Annotated in this window: 17 protein-coding genes and 1 pseudogene; 7 read left to right on the top strand and 11 right to left on the bottom strand. The window is 49.7% G+C overall.

Annotated features, from left to right (window positions below; genetic code table 11):
• Positions 1 to 37: 37 nt before the first annotated feature.
• Complete coding sequence (gene gcd, locus C0K55_RS10910) at positions 38 to 2,428, bottom strand: quinoprotein glucose dehydrogenase (RefSeq protein ID WP_105266799.1); 2,391 nt, start codon at positions 2,426 to 2,428, stop codon at positions 38 to 40.
• 205 nt (positions 2,429 to 2,633) lie between these two features.
• Here gcd and hpt point away from each other — a divergent pair, with 205 nt between their 5' ends.
• Positions 2,634 to 3,170: a hypoxanthine phosphoribosyltransferase gene (gene hpt / locus C0K55_RS10905; RefSeq protein ID WP_000683336.1), complete on the top strand. Its 537-nt coding sequence runs from the start codon at positions 2,634 to 2,636 to the stop codon at positions 3,168 to 3,170.
• Positions 3,171 to 3,210: 40 nt separating this feature from the next.
• On the opposite strand, the gene can is transcribed toward hpt, so the two are convergent.
• Positions 3,211 to 3,873, bottom strand: coding sequence for a carbonate dehydratase (can, locus tag C0K55_RS10900; protein ID WP_000651596.1), 663 nt, complete (start codon positions 3,871 to 3,873; stop codon positions 3,211 to 3,213).
• Between the two features lie 108 nt (positions 3,874 to 3,981).
• Between can and C0K55_RS10895 the strand changes: the two genes are divergently transcribed.
• The 4 genes from C0K55_RS10895 (at position 3,982) to C0K55_RS10880 (ending at position 7,503) form a co-directional block, all read left to right on the top strand.
• Complete coding sequence (locus tag C0K55_RS10895) at positions 3,982 to 4,908, top strand: ABC transporter ATP-binding protein (protein WP_000150640.1); 927 nt, start codon at positions 3,982 to 3,984, stop codon at positions 4,906 to 4,908.
• Entirely contained in the window at positions 4,905 to 5,675 is a 771-nt protein-coding gene (locus tag C0K55_RS10890) for an ABC transporter permease (RefSeq protein WP_000972195.1), read from the top strand. Before C0K55_RS10895 ends, C0K55_RS10890 begins: the two co-directional genes overlap by 4 nt.
• Before the next feature lie 104 nt (positions 5,676 to 5,779).
• Positions 5,780 to 6,220 (top strand): PTS sugar transporter subunit IIA, encoded by a 441-nt coding sequence (locus tag C0K55_RS10885; RefSeq protein WP_000901999.1) that lies wholly within the window; start codon positions 5,780 to 5,782, stop codon positions 6,218 to 6,220.
• Positions 6,221 to 6,276: 56 nt separating this feature from the next.
• Complete coding sequence (locus C0K55_RS10880) at positions 6,277 to 7,503, top strand: polysaccharide deacetylase family protein (protein WP_001517754.1); 1,227 nt, start codon at positions 6,277 to 6,279, stop codon at positions 7,501 to 7,503.
• Between the two features lie 3 nt (positions 7,504 to 7,506).
• On the opposite strand, the gene panD is transcribed toward C0K55_RS10880, so the two are convergent.
• Positions 7,507 to 7,887, bottom strand: a complete 381-nt coding sequence (panD, locus tag C0K55_RS10875; protein ID WP_000621515.1) for an aspartate 1-decarboxylase — start codon at positions 7,885 to 7,887, stop codon at positions 7,507 to 7,509.
• 273 nt (positions 7,888 to 8,160) lie between these two features.
• Here panD and rpnC point away from each other — a divergent pair, with 273 nt between their 5' ends.
• Together rpnC and C0K55_RS10855 are read left to right on the top strand one after the other, a co-directional pair.
• The gene (rpnC, locus tag C0K55_RS10860; RefSeq protein ID WP_000339936.1) at positions 8,161 to 9,057 is read left to right on the top strand and encodes a recombination-promoting nuclease RpnC; all 897 of its coding nucleotides are present in this window, start codon (positions 8,161 to 8,163) and stop codon (positions 9,055 to 9,057) included.
• 68 nt (positions 9,058 to 9,125) lie between these two features.
• Positions 9,126 to 9,383 (top strand): hypothetical protein, encoded by a 258-nt coding sequence (locus C0K55_RS10855; RefSeq protein ID WP_016262876.1) that lies wholly within the window; start codon positions 9,126 to 9,128, stop codon positions 9,381 to 9,383.
• Positions 9,384 to 9,453: 70 nt separating this feature from the next.
• Here C0K55_RS10855 and panC read toward each other — a convergent pair whose 3' ends face one another.
• From panC to C0K55_RS10815, 8 genes and pseudogenes are all read right to left on the bottom strand, one after another.
• On the bottom strand, positions 9,454 to 10,305 hold the full coding sequence (panC, locus tag C0K55_RS10850; RefSeq protein WP_000905373.1) for a pantoate--beta-alanine ligase: 852 nt from the start codon (positions 10,303 to 10,305) through the stop codon (positions 9,454 to 9,456).
• Between the two features lie 11 nt (positions 10,306 to 10,316).
• The gene (gene panB / locus C0K55_RS10845) at positions 10,317 to 11,111 is read right to left on the bottom strand and encodes a 3-methyl-2-oxobutanoate hydroxymethyltransferase (protein ID WP_000805500.1); all 795 of its coding nucleotides are present in this window, start codon (positions 11,109 to 11,111) and stop codon (positions 10,317 to 10,319) included.
• 270 nt (positions 11,112 to 11,381) lie between these two features.
• Positions 11,382 to 11,921 (bottom strand): annotated as a pseudogene (locus C0K55_RS10840) (fimbrial protein); the annotation flags it as partial.
• Positions 11,922 to 12,138: 217 nt separating this feature from the next.
• Entirely contained in the window at positions 12,139 to 13,434 is a 1,296-nt protein-coding gene (locus C0K55_RS10835; protein WP_236942246.1) for a fimbrial protein, read from the bottom strand.
• A gap of 9 nt (positions 13,435 to 13,443) precedes the next feature.
• Entirely contained in the window at positions 13,444 to 14,022 is a 579-nt protein-coding gene (locus C0K55_RS10830) for a fimbrial-like protein (RefSeq protein ID WP_105266797.1), read from the bottom strand.
• 31 nt (positions 14,023 to 14,053) lie between these two features.
• Positions 14,054 to 14,635: a fimbrial protein gene (locus C0K55_RS10825; protein WP_085448648.1), complete on the bottom strand. Its 582-nt coding sequence runs from the start codon at positions 14,633 to 14,635 to the stop codon at positions 14,054 to 14,056.
• A 12-nt stretch (positions 14,636 to 14,647) separates the two neighbouring features.
• Positions 14,648 to 15,211 carry a fimbrial protein gene (locus tag C0K55_RS10820; RefSeq protein ID WP_105266796.1) on the bottom strand — a complete coding sequence of 188 codons (564 nt, stop codon included), beginning with the start codon at positions 15,209 to 15,211 and terminating at the stop codon, positions 14,648 to 14,650.
• A gap of 23 nt (positions 15,212 to 15,234) precedes the next feature.
• Entirely contained in the window at positions 15,235 to 17,826 is a 2,592-nt protein-coding gene (locus C0K55_RS10815; protein ID WP_105266795.1) for an outer membrane usher protein, read from the bottom strand.
• Positions 17,827 to 17,907: the final 81 nt, after the last annotated feature.

The following is a 17,907-nucleotide window of genomic DNA, read 5'->3' as shown; positions in this document are numbered from 1 at the left end:
CTTCGGGAATATGCCCGGATCTCTCCGGGCATTATGGTTACTTCACATCATCCGGTAACGCATAAGCCACAATATAGTCGCCCATCTTCGTACCAAATGAACCGTGACCGCCTGCGGAGATCACCACATATTGCTTACCATTCACTTCATAGGTCATCGGCGTTGCCTGACCACCTGCTGGTAAACGGCCCTGCCACAATTTTTCACCGTTGCTCATGTTGTAAGCGCGCAAGTAGTTATCTGCCGTAGCGGCAATAAACAACACGTTGCCCGCAGTGGAGATTGGCCCGCCGAGCATTGGCATCCCCATATTGAACGGCACCGGAACGGGCATCGGGAACGGCATACTGTCCTGCGGCGTACCAATACGTTTCTTCCATACCACTTCATTGGTTTTCAGATCCAGCGCCGAGATGTATCCCCAGGCAGGCTGTTTACACGGCAGACCAAACGGCGAAAGGAACGGGTTGAGCGTTACGCCATACGGCACGCCATATTGCGGCTGAATGCCGGATTCCGTACCTGTACCTTTGGCATCTTTCGGCTGTTCCATCGGGTTACCCGGGCCACGCGGGATCAGTTTCGACACAAACGGTAGCGCCATTGGGTTGGCAATTGCCTCTTCACGATTCGGATCAACGGAAATCCCGCCCCATTCGAACATTCCCAGGTTACCCGGGAAGACCAGAGTACCCTGTTCAGATGGTGGGGTGAAAATGCCTTCATAGCGCATTTGGTGGAACATCACGCGGCACACCAGTTGGTCAAACATGGTGGCACCCCACATATCCGCACCGCTCAAATCTTTCGTCGGACGGAAGCTGAGTTCAGAGAACGGTTGGGTAGGAGTAACGTAATCGCCTTTCGCTGCGCCTTGTGGAACCGGTTTTTCCGGAGCCGGAACGACCAGTTCGCCATTACGACGATCGAGTACAAAAATGTTGCCAGTTTTTGCAGGAGCGTAAATGACCGGCACTTTTTCACCGTTAACGGTGATATCCGCCAGCGTTGGTTGTGCCGGAAGATCCATATCCCACAGGTCGTGGTGAACGGTCTGGTAACTCCACGCCAGTTTCCCGGTGGTGGCATTCAGTGCCAGAATCGAGCTGGCATAACGTTCCTGTTCCGGTGTGCGGTTACCGCCCCAGATATCGGGCGTGGTCACGCCCATCGGCAGATACACCAGATCCAGCTTCGCATCATAGGCCGCAGGTGCCCACGAGTTTGGCGAGTTAAAGGTAAAGGTGTGTTCGTCTGATGGGATGGCGTTCGGATCTTTCGCGCCCGGATCAAAAGCCCACAGCAGTTCACCGGTGTTGACATCAAAACCACGGATTACGCCAGACGTTTCGCGGGTTGAGAAGTTATCGGTGACTGAACCGGCCATCACGATGGTTTTATCGGTGATAATCGGCGGCGACGTCGGTTCATACAGACCCGGTTTGGTATCCGGCATGTTGCTTTGCAGGTTGAGCACGCCTTTATTGGCGAAGGTTTCGCACAGCTTGCCGTTTTCAGCGTTAATTGCAATCAGGCGACCATCATTCACAGGAAGAATGATACGACGCGGGCAATCCGCCATCACTTCCGGCGAAGCAGTTTCTGCTTTGGCTTCATGGTAAGAGACGCCACGGCAGGTTACATGCTGGAAAGACTCGTTGGTTTTCAGCTCAGGATCGTAATGCCATTTCTCTTTGCCGCTGGCGGCATCGAGCGCAAACAGACGCTGGTGAGCGGTACACAGGTAAAGCGTGTCGCCTACTTTAATCGGCGTCACTTCATTGGTGATTTCGCCCGGATCGTTCGGCTGTTTCACATCGCCTGTACGGAACACCCAGGCTTCTTTCAGCTTGTGGACGTTATCGGCGTTAATCTGCTTCAGTGGTGAATAGCGTTGACCTTCCTGATTGCGGCCATAGGCAGGCCAGTCCTGATCGGCAACGGGGGAGATAGCTTCGGCAGGTGTGGCATCAGCGCTTAAGGTGCCGTTGATTTCCTGCGGATCGTGAAATCCGGCCCAGGTGAGGATACCACCGCTAATCAACAGTGCGACCACCAGTGCGGCAACTGCGCCGCTGGCAGGAATGACCAGGCGATGCCAGACAAACGGCAGGATCAGCCAGATACCGAAGAAGACCAGGATATCGCTGCGCGGAGTGAGTGCCCAGAAATCGAAACCGACCTCCCAGACGCCCCAAATCATGGTGCCGAGCAGCAGAGCGGCGTACAGCCAAAGTGCTGCGCGTTTACTGCGCCACAACATCCAGGCGACGCCAAGCATCACCAGACCAGCGATGGGGTAGTACCAGGAGCCGCCAATCGCGACCAACCAGCCTCCGCCAATGAGAAGATATAGCCCGCAGAGTGCTGCAAAAAGGGCGGTTAGCGACACGAGTAAGCGTCGCGAGCCGGTATTGTTAATTGCCATAAAGAAACACCATTTCAATTCATTAATATTTTAGTAGCAATTAATTATAGGTTTTAACATGTGTGATCGTCATCACAATTTGAGCTTTATTAACAGATTCCGCCAATGAATAGTTTTGCTGGTATACTGCGTGTCTTGCGCTTTGTTGCGGCGCTGAAACCCGCCCGTGCGAAGTGATTTGTTTTTAAATCATATGGTTAGAGATATGAAACATACTGTAGAAGTAATGATCCCCGAAGCGGAGATTAAAGCGCGCATCGCTGAACTGGGTCGTCAGATTACTGAGCGTTACAAAGACAGCGGCAGCGATATGGTGCTGGTAGGCCTGCTGCGTGGCTCATTTATGTTTATGGCGGACCTGTGCCGTGAAGTTCAGGTATCTCATGAAGTCGATTTTATGACCGCCTCCAGCTACGGTAGCGGCATGTCCACCACCCGTGATGTGAAAATCCTCAAAGATCTGGATGAAGATATCCGCGGCAAGGATGTGCTGATTGTTGAAGATATCATCGACTCGGGTAATACACTGTCGAAAGTGCGTGAAATCTTAAGCCTGCGCGAACCGAAATCGTTGGCGATTTGTACGCTGCTGGATAAACCGTCTCGCCGTGAAGTGAACGTACCGGTAGAATTTATCGGTTTCTCTATTCCGGATGAGTTTGTGGTTGGCTACGGCATCGATTACGCACAGCGTTACCGTCATCTGCCGTATATCGGCAAAGTGGTGCTGCTGGACGAGTAAGTGCGGATGTGCCGGATGTGTTGCATCCGGCATGGCGAATTTATTTGTGGTTGATGTGCTTTAGCTTGAGGTTGGAAATCCCGTGGCGATAACGTTGCTCCAGGGTTTCGCGGTTGGTGGCTGTAACATCCAGATCGCGCAGCAAGCCGTCGTGAATGCCGTAAGCCCAGCCGTGGATGGTCACTTTCTGCCCGCGTTTCCATGCTGACTGCATAATGGTGGAGTGGCCCAGGTTATATACCTGTTCCATTACGTTCAGTTCGCACAGGGTATCCAGACGGCGCTCTGGCGGCATTTCGCCAAGCAATGAGCTATGTTTGAACCAGATATCGCGGATGTGCAGCAGCCAGTTGTTGATCAGCCCCAGTTCCGGGTTTTCAACCGCGGCTTGCACACCACCGCAACCATAGTGGCCACAGATAATAATGTGTTCAACTTCGAGAACATCCACTGCATACTGCACCACGGAGAGGCAGTTGAGATCGGTGTGAATGACCAGGTTGGCAACATTACGGTGAACAAAGAGTTCGCCCGGCTCAAGACCGGTTAAACGTTCTGCAGGAACGCGACTGTCGGAACATCCAATCCATAGAAAGCGCGGTTTTTGCGCTTGTGCCAGTTTCTCAAAAAACCCGGGATCCTCTTCCACCAGCATTTTTGACCATAGTGCATTATTGCTGATGAGTGTATCTATGTCTTTCATGGAGGTTAACGACCTGTAACCAAATAATTACGTTTGGCTAATATAGGGCAACTCCGGGACGATTTAAACCACAGATAAAGTGTAAGAACGTAAGGTAAGTAAAAATTTATGACCATTGCACTGGAACTTCAACAGCTTAAAAAAACCTATCCAGGCGGCGTTCAGGCGCTTCGTGGAATAGATTTACAGGTCGAAGCCGGCGATTTTTATGCGCTTCTGGGGCCGAACGGAGCCGGGAAATCGACCACCATCGGTATTATTAGCTCGCTGGTGAATAAAACCTCCGGGCGGGTCAGCGTATTTGGCTACGATCTTGAAAAAGATGTCGTGAACGCCAAACGCCAGTTAGGACTGGTGCCGCAGGAATTTAACTTCAACCCGTTTGAAACCGTGCAGCAAATTGTGGTGAATCAGGCGGGGTACTACGGTGTAGAGCGCAAAGAAGCGTATATCCGCAGCGAAAAGTATCTTAAGCAGCTTGATTTGTGGGGAAAACGCAACGAACGTGCGCGTATGTTATCTGGTGGGATGAAACGCCGTTTAATGATCGCCCGTGCGTTAATGCATGAACCTAAACTGCTGATTCTGGATGAACCAACGGCAGGCGTGGATATCGAACTTCGCCGCTCAATGTGGGGATTTTTGAAGGATTTAAACGACAAAGGCACCACGATCATTCTCACCACGCACTACCTGGAAGAAGCAGAAATGCTGTGTCGCAATATCGGCATTATTCAGCATGGTGAACTGGTGGAGAACACTTCGATGAAGGCGCTATTGGCGAAGCTGAAATCGGAAACCTTTATTCTCGATCTTGCGCCGAAAAGTCCATTACCGAAGCTCGATGGCTACCAGTATCGGCTGGTGGATACCGCTACGCTTGAAGTTGAAGTGTTGCGCGAGCAGGGGATTAACAGCGTATTCACGCAGCTAAGTGAGCAGGGCGTGCAGGTATTAAGTATGCGTAACAAAGCCAACCGTCTGGAAGAGCTGTTTGTTTCACTGGTTAATGAAAAACAAGGAGATCGCGCATGATGCATCTTTACTGGGTGGCGCTAAAAAGCATCTGGGCGAAAGAGATCCATCGCTTTATGCGTATCTGGATACAAACGCTGGTGCCGCCGGTCATCACCATGACCCTTTATTTTATTATCTTTGGTAACCTGATTGGTTCGCGCATTGGCGATATGCATGGCTTTAGTTATATGCAGTTTATCGTGCCGGGGCTGATCATGATGTCGGTGATCACCAATGCCTACGCTAACGTTGCATCATCATTTTTTGGTGCCAAGTTCCAGCGTAATATTGAAGAATTGCTGGTAGCGCCGGTGCCAACACACGTCATCATTGCTGGATATGTCGGCGGTGGCGTGGCGCGCGGACTGCTTGTTGGCATGCTGGTGACGGCTATTTCGCTATTCTTTGTGCCGTTTCAGGTGCATTCGTGGGTATTTGTTGCTTTAACGCTGGTGCTCACGGCGGTGTTGTTCTCTCTTGCCGGACTGCTGAACGGTGTGTTTGCCAAAACGTTTGATGACATCAGCCTGGTGCCGACCTTTGTGTTAACGCCACTCACTTATTTGGGCGGGGTATTTTACTCCCTGACTTTACTGCCGCCGTTCTGGCAGGGGCTGTCGCACCTGAACCCGATAGTCTATATGATCAGTGGTTTCCGCTACGGCTTCCTCGGCATTAATGATGTGCCGTTGGTTACTACCTTTGGTGTGCTGGTTGTCTTTATTATTGCGTTTTATCTGATCTGCTGGTCGCTGATTCAGCGCGGACGCGGCTTGCGTAGCTAAGTTGATCTCCTCTCCTCCGGATGCGGGGGAGGGGAGTTTTGACGGTTATCACCCTTTATCAACAATGGTCAGGGTAGACTGATTTTCGGCTAAGGAGGAAAGCGATGTTAGGTTGGGTCATTACCTGTCACGACGATCGGGCGCAAGAGATACTGGATGCGCTGGAAAAAAAATATGGCGCACTTATCCAGTGCCGGGCAGTGAATTTTTGGCGTGGTCTTAGTGCCAATATGCTTAGCCGAATGTTATGTGATGCCCTGCATGGGACGGATTCCGGCGATGGCGTGATCTTTTTCACGGATATCGCGGGCGCAGCGCCTTATCGCGTTGCGTCTTTATTAAGCCACAAACATTCCTGTTGCGAAGTGATTTCTGGTATCACGCTACCGTTAATTGAACAGATGATTGCTTGTCGTGAAACAATGTCGAGTGCAGAGTTCCGCAATCGCATTGTCGAACTGGGGGCTCCTGAAGTCAGTAGTCTCTGGCATCAGCAACAAAAAAATCCCCCCTTTGTGCTAAAGCACAATTGGTTCGAGTATTAAATCGCATTCCGATTTTGCTACACTAACGGCGTTGTTTCTCGCCTGGTTGTTTCCTCATGATTAAAAAGTTTATTTTTCTACTGCTGCTGGTTTCATCTGGTGCCGGCGCAGCGCTTCCCATGCGTTATATGCAAACCACTCAGGATGCGGCTATCTGGGGTAAAATTGGCGACAAAACGGTAACTGTTGGTAACATTCGCGCCGGGCAGATTATTTCGGTCATGCCAACCGCAGCCGATTATTATGAATTCAACTTTGGTTTTGGTACGGGATATATTGATAAAGGTCATCTGGAACCGGTACAAGGGCGGCAAAAAGTTGAAGATGGCCTGGGGGATTTGCATAAGCCACTGAGCAACCAAAATCTTATTACCTGGAAAGATACACCGATATATAACGCGCCTGATGCTGGCAGCGCACCATTTGGCGTGCTGGCCGATAATTTGCGTTATCCCATTATTAATAAATTGAAAGATCGCCTGAATCAAACCTGGTATCAAATTCGTATTGGCGAACGTCTGGCCTATATCAGTGCGTTAGATGCGCAGCAGGATAATGGTATTCCTGTATTGACCTACCATCATATTTTACGCGATGAAGAGAATACCCGTTTTCGCCATACTTCGACCACAACGTCGGTACGTGCATTCAATAACCAGATGACCTGGTTGCGCGACAGGGGATATACCACGTTAACCTTGTATCAACTGGAAGGATATTTGCATAATTCGATAAATCTTCCAGCTCGCGCGGTTGTGCTGACTTTTGATGATGGCTTAAAATCGGTAAGTCGCTATGCGTATCCTGTTCTGAAACAATATGGTATGAAGGCGACGGCATTTATTATTACCTCGCGTATTAAACGTCACCCACAAAAATGGAATCCGCAGTCATTACAGTTTATGAGTATTTCTGAACTACGTGATGTCAGCGATGTTTTTGATTTCCAGTCACATACCCACTTTTTACATCGGGTTGATGGCTATCGCCGACCAATATTACTCAGCCGTAGTGAGCACAATATTCTGTTTGATTTCGAACGCTCACGCCGGGCGCTGACGCAATTTAATCCGCATGTATTGTATCTTTCTTACCCGTTTGGCGGATTTAATGATAAAGCGGTTAAAGCGGCAAATGAAGCCGGGTTTCATCTGGCGGTGACCACCATGAAAGGTAAAGTTAAACCGGGGGATAATCCATTGTTGTTAAAACGGCTTTATATCTTAAGAACGGATTCGCTGGAGACAATGTCGCGGCTGGTGAGTAACCAGCCGCAGGGGTAATACTCAGGCAACCTGTACCGGAATGGCTTTTGCGGTACGTTTCATTTCGTTGTCGCCTTCAAAGTAGGCGACGTTTGGCCGCCAGGTACGGGCTTCTTCATCCGGCATGGTGACGAAGCTGGCGATGATCACAATATCACCGACGCTGGCGCAGTGGGCCGCCGCACCGTTGACAGAAATAATTCTCGAACCGCGTTCTGCCGCGATAGCGTAGGTGGAGAAACGCTTGCCGTTGGTGACATTCCAGATATCGATAGCTTCGTTTTCGAGAATACCTGCTGCGTCAAGAAAATCCTGGTCAATGGCGCAAGAACCTTCATAGTGCAGGTCCGCATGAGTCACTTTCACGCGGTGGAGTTTGCCCTGCAGCATCGTGCGAATCATAACTTCTACCTTTCTACCCTGTCGTTAACGAAGCAGGCGATGCCTGCCTTGAGAAAATTCTCACGCAGTATTGCCCGATTTTTGTTTAGTGTCTACTCATCTGAGGCCATTTACAGCGGGAGTTTGCGTGCCGCGCCGAAGCCCGCTATGCAACTCCTGTAACCGATTGAAATTTCTCTGAATGCTGCTCGGTAAACAATCAAGAGACGGCTGACGACGGTATACATTGACTGGATACTGCCTTCACGCAAGCCAACATGGAAGACAGGGAAGATGGACGCACCAAGTACCACTCCGCATGACGCGGTTTTTAAACAATTTTTAATGCATGCGGAAACGGCCCGCGATTTCCTGGAGATACATTTGCCAGCGGAATTACGCGAGCTGTGTGATCTCGACACGCTGCATCTTGAGTCGGGGAGTTTTATCGAAGAAAGCCTGAAAGGGCATAGCACTGACGTACTCTATTCTGTGCAAATGCTGGGTAATCCCGGCTATCTGCATGTTGTGATTGAACATCAAAGCAAGCCGGACAAAAAAATGGCCTTTCGCATGATGCGCTACTCTATTGCCGCCATGCACCGACATCTGGAAGCGGACCACGATAAGCTGCCGCTGGTGGTGCCGATTCTGTTTTATCAGGGCGAGGCCACGCCTTACCCACTCTCGATGTGCTGGTTTGATATGTTTTACTCACCGGAGCTGGCGCGACGTGTCTATAACAACCCTTTCCCGCTGGTGGATATCACCATCACGCCAGATGATGAAATCATGAAACATCGGCGGATTGCGATTCTCGAACTGCTGCAAAAACATATTCGCCAGCGCGACTTAATGTTATTGCTGGAGCAACTGGTCACGCTGATTGACGAAGGGTACACTAGCGGAAGTCAGTTAGTTGCCATGCAAAACTATATGCTGCAACGCGGTCATACTGAACAAGCGGATTTGTTTTACGGTGTGGTGAGAGACAGGGAAACGGGAGGGGAGTCTATGATGACGCTGGCGCAGTGGTTTGAAGAGAAGGGAATTGAGAAGGGAATTCAGCAGGGAAGACAGGAGGAAAGGCAAGAATTCGCCCAGCGTTTTCTGAGTAAAGGGATGTCTCGGGAAGACGTTGCAGAGATGACGAATTTATCTCTTGCTGAGCTTGATAAGCTAATTAACTAAGTTGCCGGCATTATCAGTTATAGCCAGATAATGATTATTATTAACTGACCAGATAATTAAGGGAACCTATGGACATAAAGACACGGAGAGAAACCAGGCAGACGTTGGCGCAGTGGTTTGAAGAGAAGGGATTTCAGAAGGGATTTCAGAAGGGATTTCAGAAGGGATTTCAGAAGGGATATAAAGAGGGTCTCCAGAAGGTAAGACAGGAAGTAAGACAGGAATTCGCCCAGCGTCTTCTGAGTAAAGGAATGCTTCGTGAGGATGTTGCAGAGTTGGCAAATTTACCACTTACAGAGATTGATAAGCTAATTAACCTTAACTAAGTTACCTGTGTTATGACAGATGACGTGGCAATTAATAATTGGCGCTATCAGCCGTAGCGCCAGTTAAGTATTACGCCAGTTCGACCATTTTATTGTCGATCAGGCGAGCATCGCCAAGCCAGGCGGCAATCAGAATCACTGCCCGTTTGCTTTTTTCAGTGACTTCCAGCAACGTGTCGGCATCGCGAATCTGAATATCATCGGCGCGGAAGCCTTTTTCATTCAACTCTTGCCCAGCAATGGCGATAATTTCATCGAGATCCCGCTCTCCAGCCTGCAATTTGTCAGCAATCGAACTTAAAACTTTGTACAGACCTGGTGCAATTTTGCGTTGTTCTGCCGTCAGATAACCGTTACGGGAGCTGAGCGCAAGGCCGTCTTTCGCGCGCATAATCGGCACGCCGACAATCTCAATATCAAAGCCCATATCAGCGACCATTTTGCGGATCAGCGCCAGTTGCTGAAAATCCTTTTCTCCGAAGCAGGCGATGTCTGGCTGGACCAGGTTGAACAGCTTGCTGACGATGGTCGACACGCCACGGAAATGTCCCGGGCGGCTGGCGCCTTCCAGCATAGTGGAAAGGCCGGGAACATCAACATAGGTGTGGGTTTCTGTACCGTTCGGGTAGATCTCTTTTACCGATGGCGCAAAGACCAAATCCACTTTACGCTTGTTTAACTTCTCGCAATCTTCCTGCAAGGTGCGCGGGTAGCGCGCCAGATCTTCCGGGCGGTCGAACTGCATTGGGTTAACGAAAATGCTAACCACCACCACATCGGCGCGGGCTTTGGCTTCGTCGACCAGTTTCATATGGCCATCATGCAGGTTACCCATAGTGGGCACCAGTGCCACGCGCTTGCCTTCCATACGCAGGCGGCGAATTTGCTGACGCAGCAGCGGCAGGGTTTCGATAATTAACACAACGTCACTCCTTAATGGAAACTGTGTTCTTCGCCCGGATAGACGCCGGACTCCACTTCAGCCATATACTGCCGCACCGCAGCACGGATGTCGCCCGTTTCAGCGAGGAAATTTTTGGCGAATTTAGGAATGTGACCACCGGTAATGCCGAATGCGTCGTGCATCACGAGGATCTGTCCGTCAGTGACGTTACCCGCACCAATGCCAATGACGGGGATCGCCAGTGCCTCGGTAATGCGTTTTGCCAGCTCAACGGGTACACACTCCAGTACCAGCAATTGCGCACCTGCGGCTTCTAGTGCTAACGCATCGCTGAGTAATTGGTCGCCAGCCTCATCACCACGCCCCTGCACTTTGTAGCCACCAAAAATATTCACGGACTGTGGCGTTAAGCCTAAGTGACCACATACCGGCACGGCACGTTCTGTCAGCATTTGTACCGTTTCTACCAGCCATGCACCGCCTTCAATTTTGACCATATTGGCTCCGGCACGCATTACCCTGGCAGCGTTTTCAAATGCCTGTTCCGGCGTGGCATAAGCCATAAAGGGGAGATCGGCCAAAAGCAGGCAGTTTGGCGCACCGCGACGCACGGCGGCGGTGTGATAGGCGATATCTTCAACTGTTACGGGAAGGGTGGAATCATGTCCCTGAACGGTCATACCTAGCGAGTCACCTACCAGCATCACGTTAAGGCCTTCGTCAGCAAACAATTTGGCGAAGCTGTAGTCGTAAGCGGTAATGGTCGCGAAGCGTTTTTTTTCCTGCTTGTATTTTTGAAGCTGCGAAATAGTCGTCGGTTTCATAACGTATCCTGATGGCTAAAGTGCAATTATTGGCATTCTAGCAGCCATATCGGGTGGGGCAATCATTTCGGTACGCTCATATCACCAGTTAACTGATGATATGACTTGAGACTGATGACGAACGCAAAATTGCCTGATGCGCTACGCTTATCAGGCTCATATGGTGTGTCACAATTTATTGAATTTTTTCACGATTTCATAGGCTGGATAAAGTGTCCGCGTCACATCCGGCGTGTAACAACGAACGCTTTTCCAGCAATCTGGCGTCTATCAAGGATAAGTTATCTGGAATCTGCTGGTGGCCTCGAAAGCGCCTCCCTTGATAGCTTCGTTTCCGTCTTGTTGCAATGTCGCCTGAAACTCAAGCACCTGTGTTGTTCCCTGGCCTTTGCCTGGATAGATGCCACCTGAAGTATCAATTTCATCTTCATATGCTTTATACACAGAGGTTCCCACGTTAGGTTCGAGAACCATTTTTTCACTCACACGGTTTTTTAGCCCTTCGATCAGAACTCCGACGCCTTCTGCGGCATTGGCGCCTGTCAAAGTATTAGTGATTAATTTTTTGTTTTGCACCCCAATGTTTCCAGAGGACATTTTGGTTTCAATATTTTGCACACGAATACAGTTTTGTAGGGATATTTGAAAAGGTACTGGAGTTGCACCATTTTTGATCTGACCGGTTGTATAACTGCCAAGTTCAACAGTCGTTCCATTGACTGTTTTTCCTGTAATCACTGAGGAAAAACAGGTCGGAAGTGATAAGGTCACATTCGCTAAATTGAAGTTAAAATAGATACTCCCACTGTACATATGCACTCCATTTCAGACACTCATTGCATGAGTGTTTGATATTTAGTGATAGTAAGATTTAATCAGCATAATGCTGGTTCCCTTTGGCGTAACTAACATCATTTATTCATATGATAGAAATGATATAGAGTTATGATTTTTTAATTTATCAGTGTAGTTATGTGGTACAAACCGCTTATTGCCAGGCGCAGTGCGCACCTGGCAGTAAGTAATATCAGGGATAAGTCATGGAGAACGTGCCCGTGGCTTCAAATCCACCTGCGGTGATCACCGGGGCAGGTTGATCCTGCACGAAATCGGGAACCAGTTGCGCTTCGAAATCCAGGATATGTTCGACCCCAGGGTGAGTCACATCAATGGCATTAACGTCAATCCAACCGTCAGAGTTTGTCGCCGACTCATATTCTGTATAAACGGAATATGGATTGTTAGGATAAAGCTGTTCCGCTTTACCGGTCACGGAATCATTCAGGCCGGTAATTTTCACCCCAATTCCTCCGGCTGCATTGTTTGTCTGTTGGTTGCCCAATAGCCTGACGCTGTTCCCGGTTTTTGTGGTGGACAGTTTCGTTATTATGCTTCCAATCCCCACACAGTCTTTTAATGCTATCTGGAACTGACGTTTGGAATTACTGGTCCCGTTACTAATATCCGTGGTTAAAACATTGCCAAAATCGACGGTGTTGCCTTTAACATTTGTACCTGCAACGGCATCGGCATAACAGGTTGGAGACGTAATCATCAGACCAAGGTTTCTAAACTCAACCACTAAATAATACCCTTGCCCATGGGTGCTGCTTCTGATGCTAAAACCGGGGGAATTTGTTGAAGCGAAACCACGGGTATCAAGGGTACTGTTACTGTCAATCTCCGCCTTAAATGAATCGTAGTTACCGGCACCGCCGCCGCCAGTATATATAGCGGGCTGATAGTCGCTGCCGAGGTAATAGGTGGTTCTCACCTGGAAAGTGAGTTGTTGATAGCCTGTACATTGTGATGGGTCGACAACATGGCCCGAGAATTCATCTTTATTGGTTCCATCAGCAAGAAGGCTGTGTTCCGCTCCTATGCCAAATGTAATGCCAGGGCTACTGAAATTAAGGATTTCGACCGACACATAGACACCTTGTGTCGTTGTCTTAAATAAGGGTTTGCCACCATACTGTTTGCCTGAGTTAATCAGGTTATGGTAAAGCTCCGAAGCAGATTGATCTCCGCTGGACGCGTCGCCAGAATAACAGTAAATCATATTGGATGTGGAGTTCGATATCATGTATACGCCTAACGGCGTAATCAATCCTGGTGCAGGCTGCCCTCCGGCAGAAGCGGGTTGTGTTCCATTAGGGAAAATATTGATTATAACATCACCATCATCATTTGGTTCGCCGTAGCTAATACGTGTTCCCGCCCATGTTGAAAATACAGCACCAGTGCTGATTAATAATACCAGGCTAATTACTGTCTTACTCAGTCTGTTAATGATCATCTGAATCCGCTCTTTATTTTTCATTCCATTGAATTAATCGTACCAAGTATCTACCAGTACACTGGTTGCCACTTTTCCGGCAGTGACAGAGGCAATATCATCAACTTTTTGCATTCGGGTATAAAAAGCCCAGGTCGAGTTATTCATACTCTGTGCATTAACCGTATATGTCGACCGTGAAATACCCGCAGGAGACCAGACGTTAAACATATTGCTGCGATCGTGCGTTGAAAAAATCACCACGCCAACATTTTTGGCGCCATTGACTTCCTCATTCGGAAAAACTTGTTGCGAGCCTGCTGCAAAAGCGCCGTTTTTAGGTTTGAAATCCAGATGCAAATTTGTGGTCCCTGTTGGGGCACTCCCGGAACAGTTATACAAATGGATAAAGAATTCCTGACCCCCTGAAAAATATTGCTCCGCCGTAATGCCGCTGGCGAAATAACCCAGGCTCACCGTACCTAAATCGACCGTCCCGTTGTTGCTAACGGATACCGTGCAGGTGGTGCTCAGCACTTTTGCGTTAAAGTCGACACTCACATCAGCCAATGTACTGGCGCTAAATAGCGTAGCACTAATGATAAGAGTGGTAGATAAACCGTGCTTTTTCATAACGTCCCTTTTACACAGGCTGCGCTGTAAATCACTTATAGGTAATATCAAATACTGCCTGGCTGGAAAACTCACCGGCAGTGACGTCCGCGTCAGCCTTACCGCTATCGCGGATTAGCCGTGCGCTGAGCGGCACGGTCACGCTTTTGCCGACTATCGTGACCGGGAACGCGTTGGCGGATTTACACTTCAGTTGTGTGCCGCTTTTAGGGGTTGCTGACCCCCAGACTTCAACGGCGACTGCTGCTGCTTTCGGGGTTGCAACGGAGGAGTTGGCAAATGCTTCTCCCGCGCCTGCTGCACCATCACAGGTTGAACCACTGGCCGGTTTCAATGTCAACTCAGCGCTGGGCGTTGCTGCGCAGTTGCTGAGTATCAGATTGAATGATTTTGCTTTGTTTCCGCTGATCACTTCTGGGATGAAAACATCCTGAAAATCAATGTCGGTAACTGTCTTTGAGTTTTCCTGTAGTTCGGCGCTACAGGTTCCCGCTGTGACTTTTGTCACGACGGTAAGATCCAGGGAATCCGTGGTGGCATTGGCGGTATTCATCCCAATGCTGAAGCATGCCATGGCGCTGACGACGTAGCAGGCTAAAGTTGTTTTTTTCATTGTGCTACCCCGTTATTCATAGGTGAAGTTAAACGTGACTTTGGCGCTGAAATCACCGATTGTGCCCTTATCAGTCTGGGTTTCTCGCATTACGGCAGCCAGTTTTAACCCATCCTTGGTGATTTCATTGGCAGTCCACGTGATTTTTTCATCGTTCTGGACTTTAAAAAATGTGTCAGTTGACGTACTGGCCCGACGGAAACCGACACCGATACTGCCCGTTAACCCTGCCCCAGTTGCGAGAGGGATCGCCAGGTTCATCCCCGCGACACCGGTTTTTTTCTCAGCCATGATGGTAGAAACGATTTTGCTCGGGCTCCCCGTACAGTTTTCCGTTTTTAAGGTAAATTCACCTACCGTTTCGGCGCTTTTCGCGCGTAACTGGTCCAGCCTGATATCAGGAATGACCAGCTTATAGGCATCAGTGCCGGTTTTAGAAGTACCGGTTCCTTCCAGTTTGATATCACAGGTCGGCTGTATAATATCGGCCCTGAATTTAACGTTGACATCAACGGCCAGTGCCGAGGCTGAGAGCGTCAGCATGGCGAGTGCCAGAGGAATATTTTTCCGTGTCATAGGTTATCCATATCTCGCGGATTTTAGTGAGTTGCAGATACCGTACAGAGTACGTTATCCAGTGACAGGGTCTGGTTCCCGCGCTGGTCAGCAGCGGATGCCGGAACCTGATAGCGCGCGATGCAGTGCTGCGAAACGTTGTCCTTATCGGACCAGTTCACCTGCAACACGCCGTTATCTTCGATACCACGCACAAAGGCCTGGTTGTTCTGGCCGATATAGCCCAGAGATTGCCCTTGCTCATTGGTGATATTGGCGGCAAATGGCAGAGGTTCGCCATCGCTACGACGCATCGTGATCATCGCCGAGCGGCCCTGATCGGTTTCGAAATTGGTCATGGTAATGGCCCCGTAGCGCGGAACCGTTTGTGAGCTGGTGCTCTTAAGCTCTACGTCGTTTTCCAGCTCCTGAATATCGAGCGTGATGTTGTTTTCACGGTACGGAGAGGCGGACGTGGCGACGCCATAACCCCAGCGGTCAATGGTGTTACTGCTGTAGTTGATTCGTGCGCCATGCGCTCCAGGGGCTTTCACCAGGACAAGCGTATCGGTATCGCTAAAGCTGTGATTGGTATACGTCAGCCCGCCACCGTGCAGGACAAAGCCGCCATCGGTGCTGAGCGACATCTGACGGCTGTGGTCAGTGTCAGCCGATGCTGAGCCAGACCATGTACCCCATTGCGATTCATAGCTGAGATAACCGCCAATATCCGCCAGATTGGAACTCTGCTTATTGGTGGAGTAATTGGTATTCACGCTGTAGTTATATTTCCCGTCGCCGCTGCTGCCGTTGGCGCTGGCGCTCAAACGATGGCTGCCGTTAAAGTCAGTGCTCATACGGCTGTCGAGATACTGGAAGCCGCTGTCGCGATGTTTACCGCCCAGTAATTTTTCCAGCGGAATGCTGAAACTCAGATAGAAACTGTCATCCTGATCGCCGTCTTCATTCCAGGTGCGTTGTACTGTGGCACTCCAGGTTCCCCAACTTGTCCCTTTGCTGTAGCCCATGGAGTACGTGCTCTGGCTATGGCTTCCGCTCCAGTAATCCGTCCAACTACCATTAAGATAAAACGAGCCGTAATCGACCTCCTCGAACATCAGCGGCTGGTTGAGACTGATAGTGAACTGATTGCGGGTACGCTGATAATTCCCCATTGTGCGTTGCTCGTCTGGTGAGCTGTGTCTGGCATCATCCTGTAACGTCAGGGCATCGTTCAGCCCCAGGTAATTACTAGTGGAATAGCGATAGGCGGCCAGGTTTAGTGAGGTATTGGTGGCACTGAACATTTTGTTCCACGAAATACGATAGCTTTGCCCGGTGTAGGTTTGATCGTTGTAGATATTCGCCTTCGACTGAGTGACGTCCAGCGATACTGCGCCGATGCTGGTGTTTACGCCCAGCCCCAGCAGCACGGCCATAAAGTCAGCATCGGTGAACTGGATACCCGTATAGCCGGTGAAGGTGTTGTTGATACCGTAGTAGAATGACCCTTGCAGCAAGTTATAGTCTTCGCGCAAATCGTCGCGAACGATTTGCCCGCCGCTGAGATCCCAACGCCCGACGCCCGGACGCAGCATCTGCATAACCGAGGAGAACGGTTGTGAGAATGTCCGCCGTGAACCGTCGGCTTCTTCAATGGTGACCACCAGATCATTGCCGTAGCCAGAAGGCATGATGTCATCAATGGCGAATTCGCCAGGCGGTACGGTTCCTTCGTAAATTTTATAGCCGCCCTGGGTGATGGTGACTTTGGCGTTACTGTTTGCCACGCCGCGGATCACCGGGGCAAAACTGGTCATGGAAGGCGGTAACATGCGGTCGTCGCTGTACAGGCGTGCGCCTTTAATGCCGACAGAGTCGAAGGTTTCCCCGGTGGTGTAGGTCTCCCCGACCACAAGTTGAGAACGAATAAATGGCAGCTCGCGCTGCATATAGCTGTTCTGGATATCAAAATTACCGCCAACATCCTGCTGCCAGCTATAGTTACCGTTGCTTCTGAAATGCCAGTTCCCGAGGTTAAGCCCTGCGTTGAGTGCAGTATAGAACGACTGAGTTTCATCACCCCGGCGCGTGTTGCGCCAGCCGTTCATACGGTAGGACAACATGGCGGCACTGATGCCGTCTTCCCATAATGACGGGTCGATATATCCCTGATAATTACTGAGGATCCAGATCTGCGGAACCGTGATATCCAACTTCTGATCGTTAGTATCGAAATAGACTTCTGACTGTGGGATCGCCCGCGCCAGATCGAGACAATCATCAGCTTCCGTTTCGCCTTTGCGTAATACAGCCTCTCCGTCTTTGAGATCCGGCTGTTTAATATGCAACTGATTGAGCATTTTACGAGAAATACAGGCGTCGGCACTTTTCTTGCCGGTATCAATAAGTTCTACGGTCATGCTCGTTGCGGCACTTTCATTGACGTAGACTTTTACGTCATAGCTGCCGGGCATAGCAGGGTTACCGTCGGAATAACGCGACAGGTCAATCCCCTGGGCAGAACTCCCCATCAGGAAGCTGGGATCGTATTCAATACTTTCTGCCGCATTGGCAGCATGGCCATAAATGCAGGCAAAAATAACGGCAATCCGTGTCAGTTTACAATGAGTCATCTGTTTTTTCTTATGCTCGACGCTGTAATCATTCAGTCAATAATTAATTCAAGATATTTACCCTGGCGATAATGTAATTCG

The organism is Escherichia sp. MOD1-EC6098, assembly GCF_002965865.1.
Classification (GTDB): domain Bacteria; phylum Pseudomonadota; class Gammaproteobacteria; order Enterobacterales; family Enterobacteriaceae; genus Escherichia; species Escherichia marmotae.
This window is presented reverse-complemented; position numbering and strand designations above follow the sequence as displayed.

Bases quoted from the DNA above. Each gene is read 5' to 3' on its own strand.
- gcd (WP_105266799.1), bottom strand. From the start codon at position 2,428: ATGGCAATTAACAATACCGGCTCGCGACGCTTACTCGTGTCGCTAACC.
- hpt (WP_000683336.1), top strand. From the start codon at position 2,634: ATGAAACATACTGTAGAAGTAATGATCCCCGAAGCGGAGATTAAAGCG.
- can (WP_000651596.1), bottom strand. From the start codon at position 3,873: ATGAAAGACATAGATACACTCATCAGCAATAATGCACTATGGTCAAAA.
- C0K55_RS10895 (WP_000150640.1), top strand. From the start codon at position 3,982: ATGACCATTGCACTGGAACTTCAACAGCTTAAAAAAACCTATCCAGGC.
- C0K55_RS10890 (WP_000972195.1), top strand. From the start codon at position 4,905: ATGATGCATCTTTACTGGGTGGCGCTAAAAAGCATCTGGGCGAAAGAG.
- C0K55_RS10885 (WP_000901999.1), top strand. From the start codon at position 5,780: ATGTTAGGTTGGGTCATTACCTGTCACGACGATCGGGCGCAAGAGATA.
- C0K55_RS10880 (WP_001517754.1), top strand. From the start codon at position 6,277: ATGATTAAAAAGTTTATTTTTCTACTGCTGCTGGTTTCATCTGGTGCC.
- panD (WP_000621515.1), bottom strand. From the start codon at position 7,887: ATGATTCGCACGATGCTGCAGGGCAAACTCCACCGCGTGAAAGTGACT.
- rpnC (WP_000339936.1), top strand. From the start codon at position 8,161: ATGGACGCACCAAGTACCACTCCGCATGACGCGGTTTTTAAACAATTT.
- C0K55_RS10855 (WP_016262876.1), top strand. From the start codon at position 9,126: ATGGACATAAAGACACGGAGAGAAACCAGGCAGACGTTGGCGCAGTGG.
- panB (WP_000805500.1), bottom strand. From the start codon at position 11,111: ATGAAACCGACGACTATTTCGCAGCTTCAAAAATACAAGCAGGAAAAA.
- C0K55_RS10835 (WP_236942246.1), bottom strand. From the start codon at position 13,434: ATGAAAAATAAAGAGCGGATTCAGATGATCATTAACAGACTGAGTAAG.
- C0K55_RS10830 (WP_105266797.1), bottom strand. From the start codon at position 14,022: ATGAAAAAGCACGGTTTATCTACCACTCTTATCATTAGTGCTACGCTA.
- C0K55_RS10825 (WP_085448648.1), bottom strand. From the start codon at position 14,635: ATGAAAAAAACAACTTTAGCCTGCTACGTCGTCAGCGCCATGGCATGC.
- C0K55_RS10820 (WP_105266796.1), bottom strand. From the start codon at position 15,211: ATGACACGGAAAAATATTCCTCTGGCACTCGCCATGCTGACGCTCTCA.
- C0K55_RS10815 (WP_105266795.1), bottom strand. From the start codon at position 17,826: ATGACTCATTGTAAACTGACACGGATTGCCGTTATTTTTGCCTGCATT.